The 6,638-nt window shown below is 62.7% G+C and carries 5 protein-coding genes and 1 pseudogene; 2 read left to right on the plus strand and 4 right to left on the minus strand.

The genetic code is table 11. The features are described from left to right. Window positions 1–202: 202 nt before the first annotated feature. Together BVER_RS13830 and BVER_RS13835 are read right to left on the minus strand one after the other, a co-directional pair. Window positions 203–2,162: pseudogene (locus BVER_RS13830) on the minus strand (aconitase family protein). Window positions 2,163–2,175: 13 nt separating this feature from the next. Then, complete coding sequence (locus BVER_RS13835) at window positions 2,176–2,712, minus strand: YbaK/EbsC family protein (RefSeq protein WP_050453805.1); 537 nt, start codon at window positions 2,710–2,712, stop codon at window positions 2,176–2,178. A gap of 142 nt (window positions 2,713–2,854) precedes the next feature. Here BVER_RS13835 and BVER_RS13840 point away from each other — a divergent pair, with 142 nt between their 5' ends. Further along, window positions 2,855–3,415 (plus strand): DUF4337 domain-containing protein, encoded by a 561-nt coding sequence (locus tag BVER_RS13840; protein WP_050453806.1) that lies wholly within the window; start codon window positions 2,855–2,857, stop codon window positions 3,413–3,415. Between the two features lie 18 nt (window positions 3,416–3,433). Here BVER_RS13840 and BVER_RS13845 read toward each other — a convergent pair whose 3' ends face one another. Continuing rightward, window positions 3,434–4,063 (minus strand): histidine phosphatase family protein, encoded by a 630-nt coding sequence (locus BVER_RS13845; RefSeq protein WP_050453807.1) that lies wholly within the window; start codon window positions 4,061–4,063, stop codon window positions 3,434–3,436. A 241-nt stretch (window positions 4,064–4,304) separates the two neighbouring features. Then, a complete protein-coding gene (locus BVER_RS13850) occupies window positions 4,305–4,553 on the minus strand; it encodes a hypothetical protein (RefSeq protein WP_050453808.1) in 249 nt (82 codons plus the stop codon). Window positions 4,554–4,922: 369 nt separating this feature from the next. Here BVER_RS13850 and BVER_RS13855 point away from each other — a divergent pair, with 369 nt between their 5' ends. Continuing rightward, window positions 4,923–6,461, plus strand: a complete 1,539-nt coding sequence (locus BVER_RS13855; RefSeq protein ID WP_050453809.1) for a complex I subunit 4 family protein — start codon at window positions 4,923–4,925, stop codon at window positions 6,459–6,461. Window positions 6,462–6,638: the final 177 nt, after the last annotated feature.

Consider the following 6,638-nt stretch of genomic DNA (forward strand, 5'->3'; position numbering starts at 1 on the left):
AGCGCGGGGTGTTGCAAGGGTTACGGTTTATTGCGGGAATGTGACGCCGCGCATGCGATGCGCGATGCGAAAAGTGCATGTATTTCAGGGCGTAAAGCGAGAACGCGCGTGTGAGGGCGCGGTCGTGCAAATCTCACACGCGGTAATAAGTGGCGAGAGTAAGAAAGATGTGATGTGGCTGTCGTGCGACAGGAAGGAACGACTAGGTATGCCGCGCCTTCAACTTCGCGAACGACGCGATTTCACCCGCCAGCGCGTTGGCCGCAACCGTCGGCGGACTCGCGAGCCACACGCTGCCCGGACCCGAGCGGCCCGGGAAATTGCGATTGATCGCGCTGATGGTGACCTGCGCCTTTTCCGTCGATGCACCCGGTCCGCAATTCGCGCGTGCGCCGCACGACGGTTGTAGCAAGATCGCGCCGACCTTCTCGAACGCATCGATATAGCCTTGCCGCACGCAGTAATCGCGCACATCGGAGGTGCCGAACTGGAGATAGAGCCGCACATGCGACGGCACGCGCAAGCCGCGTTCGGCCGCCCACGCGAGCACATCGTGATAGTGATCGAAGTCCTCGCGCTTGCCGGCCGTGCACGATCCGCCATACGCGATATCGATCTGCGGACGCGCTTCCAGATCGTCGAGCGGCACGCCGTTGCCCGGATCGCCGGGCGCGGCGAGCATCGACGTGATGCGCGTGCAATCGATCCTGATCACATCGGCGTAGGGCGCGCCGGGATCGCTCGTCATCCACGGCTCGATCGCGAAGTCGATGCCGCCGCCGTTCCTTCAGGAAGCGCACGGTCTCCGTGTCTGGCGCGACGATGCCCGTGAAGCCGCCGAGTTCCGCCGTCATGTTGGTGAGTGTGGTGCGTTCGTCGGTGCTCAGTTGGGCGATCGCCGAACCCGCGAATTCGAAGACCTTGCCGACGCCCGATCTTGCGCGAATATTCTTCTCGGCCAAGAGATGCAACACGAGATCCTTCGCCGTGACGCCTGCCGCGATGTTGCCGTCGAATTCGATGCGCAGCGTCTGCGGCACCGTCATGCGCACCGCGCCCGTGACGAACGCGTTCGACATATCGGTCGTGCCCACGCCGAACGCGAGACAGCCGAGCGCGCCGCTATGCGGCGTATGCGAATCCGTGCCGACGACGACTTGTCCCGGCAGCGCGTAACGTTCGGCCATCATCGCGTGCGAGATGCCTTCGGAGCCTTCGGCGGCGGCATCGCCGAGTTCGTTCAGATAGCCGTGATCGACGATGCCGTAATCCTTCGCGAACGCGCGATGCGCCGCCGACAGCTCGCGCACATCGGGCAACAGGCCATCGCGCACATGCAGCTCGCTTTTGTGCGAGTAAGAGAGATGGTCCTCGAAGGCGAGGATCGTCGCCGGGTCATGCAACGCGAGCGGCTTGCCGAAAGTCGCGTGCAGCATGTGCGTCGCCATGCCGGTGTAGTACTCGTGGATAAAGCGCCAGTCCGCGCGCACGAAGATGCCCGTGCCGGCGGCGAGCGAATCGCCGGTTGCGTCGGTGCGCAACGCGTGCCGCTCGATGATCTTCTGCGCCAGCGTGCGCGGCGCGCCGTCGTCGGCATGCGGCTGCACGGAGATATCGCGCATATGCCGCGCGCCGTATTGCAGCAGGCCGCCGTTACGCAGAATCGCCGCCGCGAGCTGATCGCGCGAGGCGACCAGTTCCTCGATATCGATCGCCTCGCCGCGCTGAATGCGTTCGATCAAACCGAAATCCGTCGACGTGAACAGCCCGAGATTGTCCGCGTTCTGCCGATAAATGCGCTCGAAGCTCTTCGCGATCACCAGCCGAATGCCCGCGCGATATTCCGCCACCGGACTATGCTCGCGCGACGAACCCTTGCCATAACGATTGCCCGCGACGGTCACGCAGAAATTGCCCGCACGCACGCTGTCGATGCGAAGCGGCGTGCGTTCGCCCGCGCGCAAGCCAAGATAGGGCACGCGTCTAAGCCGTTCGTCGAAGCGCGTGAGCAGGCTCATCGGCGTGATTTCGTCGGTCGAGACGTCGTCGCGCAATGCGCCTGCGCGATCGACCGTGAGATCCTCGCCCGCGAGTTGCCGTTCGATCGTGTCCGGATCCGCGCAAAGAAACAGGATGCGCCCAGAGAGATTAAGTTTCGCCATGATGTGTCCGCGTTCAGGTGGCGAGCGCGGCGACGCTGACATTCGGCAAGGCCAGCAGACGCTGCGGCGACATCAACAGCTTCGCCTCGCGGATGCCCGCACCCATCACGATGCGCCCGCGCTCCATCACCGCAGCTTCCACGAGCACCGCGCACGAATCAGGCAAGCCGAACGCGGTGATGCCGCCGTACTCCATGCCCGACAACTCCGTCGCGATCTCGCGCGAGGCGAACGAAATGCGTTGCGCGGCGAGCTCGCGCTTGAGCGCGCCGTTGACGTCGAGCCGGCGCGAACCGAGCGTGACGATCGCCGTATAGCGCTCTTCGCCGCCTTTTTTATAGCGCACGACGATGGTGTTCGCGCAATCCTCCAGATCGATGCCGTAGCGCTCGCTGCATACGGCGGTGTCGGAAGCATCGTCGGGGACGCGGAACACGGCGATATCGGTGCCGTGCAATCGGGCCGCGACGGTGGCGGGCAGACAGGCGGCCGCTTCGTCGGCGGTCATCATGTCGAGATTCAGGGCGTAATCTTCCTGTGATGAATTCATGGCACTCGAGGCAAGGGCGCTCGTCGCGCAAAGGACTCAGCGTAACCGAAACCATGCGGATCGCGCCGTCGGCCGCATTTTATTGAGATAAGATCGAGCGCGTTGCCAACCCTGCGGCATCCGTCCGCTGAAACCAGAACGCATGTCTCACGATCACGCTCCTCACGATCATATGGTCGAACACGCCGCGCACGCGGGCGATTCCTTGTCGCGCTGGGTCGCGGTGTTCACCGCGATTCTCGCGGCTCTGTCCGGGCTGCTGCATTACGAAGAGGGCGTCCTGCAGACGCAAGCCCTCATTTTCAAGAACGACGCCGTGCTGCTGCAAAGCAAGGCGAGCGATCAATGGAGCTACTATCAGGCGCAGTCGAGCAAGGGCCACTTGATGGAACTGGCCGCCGAGCTCGCGCCCGCCGAACGTCAGCCGTTCTATCGCGATCAGATCGCCAAGTACGAGACGCGCAAGAAGGAGATCGCCGCGAAGACGCACGATCTGGAGAAGCAGGTCGAGGAGGCGAATCATCGCTCGGAGACGAAGGAGCATCCGCAGCATCTGTTCGGTCAGGCGCTGGCGCTGCTGAGCGTGGCGATTTCGCTCGCGGCGATCACTTCGCTCACGAACAACCGCAAGCTTTTCGTGCTCGCCGGCGCGATGGGCGCGGCGGGCATCGTGCTGTCGGTGTTCGCGTTCATGCATCTGTAAACAAACGACGAACGTCGATCAATGTCCCGGACACGCGGCGGGCTGGCCGTCCAGTCCTTCACGATCGGCCTGAAACGTCGCGGTCGTCTTGCCCGCGTGCCGCGCGATGCGCACCACGTAGATGCTGTCGTAGTCCGGGCTTTCCCAGCGCGGCACGCTCGACGCATCGCCGCCATAGCGCTTGACGATGCTTTTCGCCACCGCTTCGACCACCGCATGCTCCCACGCGACCACCACGACGCCGTTCCGGTAACGCGATGACAGCAGCGCGTCGATCAGCTGATCGTCCTGTTTGAAGCCGATGGAGGCATCGACCGGCAAGCCGAAGTAGATGGCGGTCAGCTCGATGGTCGCGAGCGGGCGCACGTAGTCGTATTTCGTGCCGCGATCGTTCTTCTTCTTGGCGGGATCGGGCGCGAAGATCGCGACGGGGCGGCCGTATTTGCTTTCGATCACGCGCGGCAGTGCGAGCGCGCGATTGAGCCCCTGACAAGTCAACTGTCCGAGCCCGTCGACGGGTTTTTCGCCATGTCGAACCATGACGATGGTTTGCGTCGTGTCGTCATCGGCAAAGGCCGATGGGTTCGCGCAGACGACGATGCCGGCGAGCGCGGCGACGCGAATCGGGTCGAATATTCGGGCGTTCATGATCGGACCGGGAAGCGAAGGCCCGTCGATTCTAACAACGACGCCGGGATCGACTTGCGCGGGTCGGACAAATGCAAAAAATGTGGACGAACCGGTTCATCCAGTCAAGCAACCGTAATCTATAGCTGGTAGTATCGCGGCTTCGCTGGATTGCTGACGTTTGTCCAGTACGTGCGCGCATATGACGCGATGCCCGTGGGCATCGGTCCGGAAAGGGATGTCGATCTGGCGAGGCAGCGCGTTAGCGCGATGCCATCGCCATATCCGGCCGGATGCGGCACATCACGAGGCATTGCGAGCGGAAGGCCTGCCCCTGACTATTGGCGGCGGCATGGCTGAAGCCCTTGCTCAGCGCGTCGAACTCGACCTGCGCGGCCGTCTGGGTGCAGTAACCCGTGTCGGCGTCGCGGCCCTGGGCGTGCAGCATCGCCCGGTCGGCGACGAGGTAAGTGAGTAGTGCGAACACGACGGCATTGAATACCTTTTTCATGCTTGTCTCCTTACCTCTAGGCTAATTGTCTGCAACTTCGCGTGAAATCAGGGCAAGCCCGCAAATTCACGAAAATTTGCAACGTTGTAAGCCTCCGTAGCAGGTTTGGGGCCGCGCGAGAACGTCAACGGCTGAATTTGTCAACGCCACAATTCGCAATAAATTTGATACATCGCAACGTCCCCAAATATTTTTCTTTGAGTTATTCTGTTTAACCCTTATAAAGACGTCTTGTAACTTTGGGTTGCGTTCCGTGACCAGGACCACCCAACGCAGTCGTCCCGCCTTTCATTCGATAGTCACCCGCGCAGTTCCGACATACGCGCCTCGAGCGTGTCGGCCGTGCTGTGGGCTCGACAAGCCAAGCATATGCGCCTGCCGTCAGTTCTCAGCTTTCTCATCTGGATTCCAGTGGTGTCGGGCATTTTCGTGATGACCTTCGCCCCTTCCGCGAAGCTCTCGCGCGCGGTCGCGGTGTTCGGCGCGATCCTCGGCCTGCTGCCGGCCGTGCAACTTATCCAGCAATTCGATGAAGGCTCGAGCGCGATGCAGTTCGTCGAGCGCGTGGACTGGCTGCCGCAGTTCGGCATCTCGTATCACCTGGGCGTCGATGGCATTTCGCTGTGGTTCACGGTGCTGACGGCGGTGACGACGCTGATCGTCTTCATCGCGTCGTGGAAGTCGGTGACCAAACAAGTCGCGCAATACTACGGCGCGTTTCTCGTGCTGTCGGGTTGCATGCAGGGCGTGTTCACGTCGCTCGACGGCATGCTGTTCTTCGTGTTCTTCGAAGCCTCGCTGATTCCGCTGTATCTGCTGATCGGTACGTGGGGCGGCGGCGAGCGTCGCGTCTATGCGGCCATCCGCTACTTCTTCTTCTCGCTGCTCGGCTCGCTCGCGATGATCTATCTCTGGGCGCAATCGCATACCTTCGATATCGCCGCGTGGCGCGATCTCAAGCTCGGCTTCGCGCCGCAAATCGCGATCTTCCTGTGCTTTATCGCCGCCTTCTCGGTGAAGGTGCCGATGTTCCCGGTCCACACCTGGCTGCCCGACGTCAACGCCGAAGGCCCGACGGGCGCGGCCGTGCTGCTCGGCATGCTGAAGATCGGCGGCTACGGCATGATCCGTTACGTGCTGCCCATCGTGCCGGACGCATCGCACTTCTTTGCTCCGGCGATGATCGCGCTGTCGCTCGTCGCGGTGATCTACGGCAGTCTGGTCGCGCTCGCGCAGACCGACATGCGCAAGCTGCTCGCGTATTCGGCGGTCGCGCACATGGGTCTGGTGACGCTCGGCCTGTTCACGTTCGACCGTCTGGGCACGGAAGGCGCGGTGGTGCAGATGCTGTCGTACGGCATCGTGTCCGGCGCGATGCTGCTGTGTACCGGCGTGCTGTTCGACCGCACCCGCGAAGGCTCGATCGATGCCTTCGGCGGCGTCGCCAACACCATGCCGCGCTTCGCCACCTACGCGATGCTGTTCTCGATGGCAAACGTCGGCCTGCCGGGCACCTTGGGTTTCGTCGGCGAGTTTCTGGTGCTGACGGGCATGATCCGCTTCAACTTCTGGATCGGCGCGACGGCGGCGTTGTCGCTGATTCTGAGCGCGGCCTATACGCTGTGGATGTACAAGCGCGTGATGTTCGGCGCGGTCAAAAAAAACGCGCGCGAAAACGCGCGCGTGGCCGGCCTGAAGAATATCGGCAAGCGCGAGTTCGTCGTGCTCGGCGCGATGGCCGTGCTCGTGCTTGCCATCGGTGTGCGTCCCAAGACCTTCACCGATGCGATCGGCCCGTCGGTCGAGAGCTTCCTCGCGACCGCGCAGGGCTCGTCGCTGCCGGGCGAGTCGAGCGCGCCTTCGTACGACGCGCATCGCGAGAGCGTGTCGGAGCGCAAGCCGGGCTGAGGCTCGTCGCCGTATCGCTTAGATAAAAACGCCGCGCCTCAAGCGCGGCGTTTTTGTGCGCCCAGCATGGGCGCACTCTTGCGGGTGCAAGTCGCGCGGCAAGTTGACCACAGCGAGCGAAGTGAAGCGCAACTGCGGAAGGGCGACCGACCGTGGGGAGGAAGCGTGGAGCGAAAC

The organism is Candidatus Burkholderia verschuerenii (assembly GCF_001189365.1).
GTDB lineage: Bacteria > Pseudomonadota > Gammaproteobacteria > Burkholderiales > Burkholderiaceae > Caballeronia > Caballeronia verschuerenii.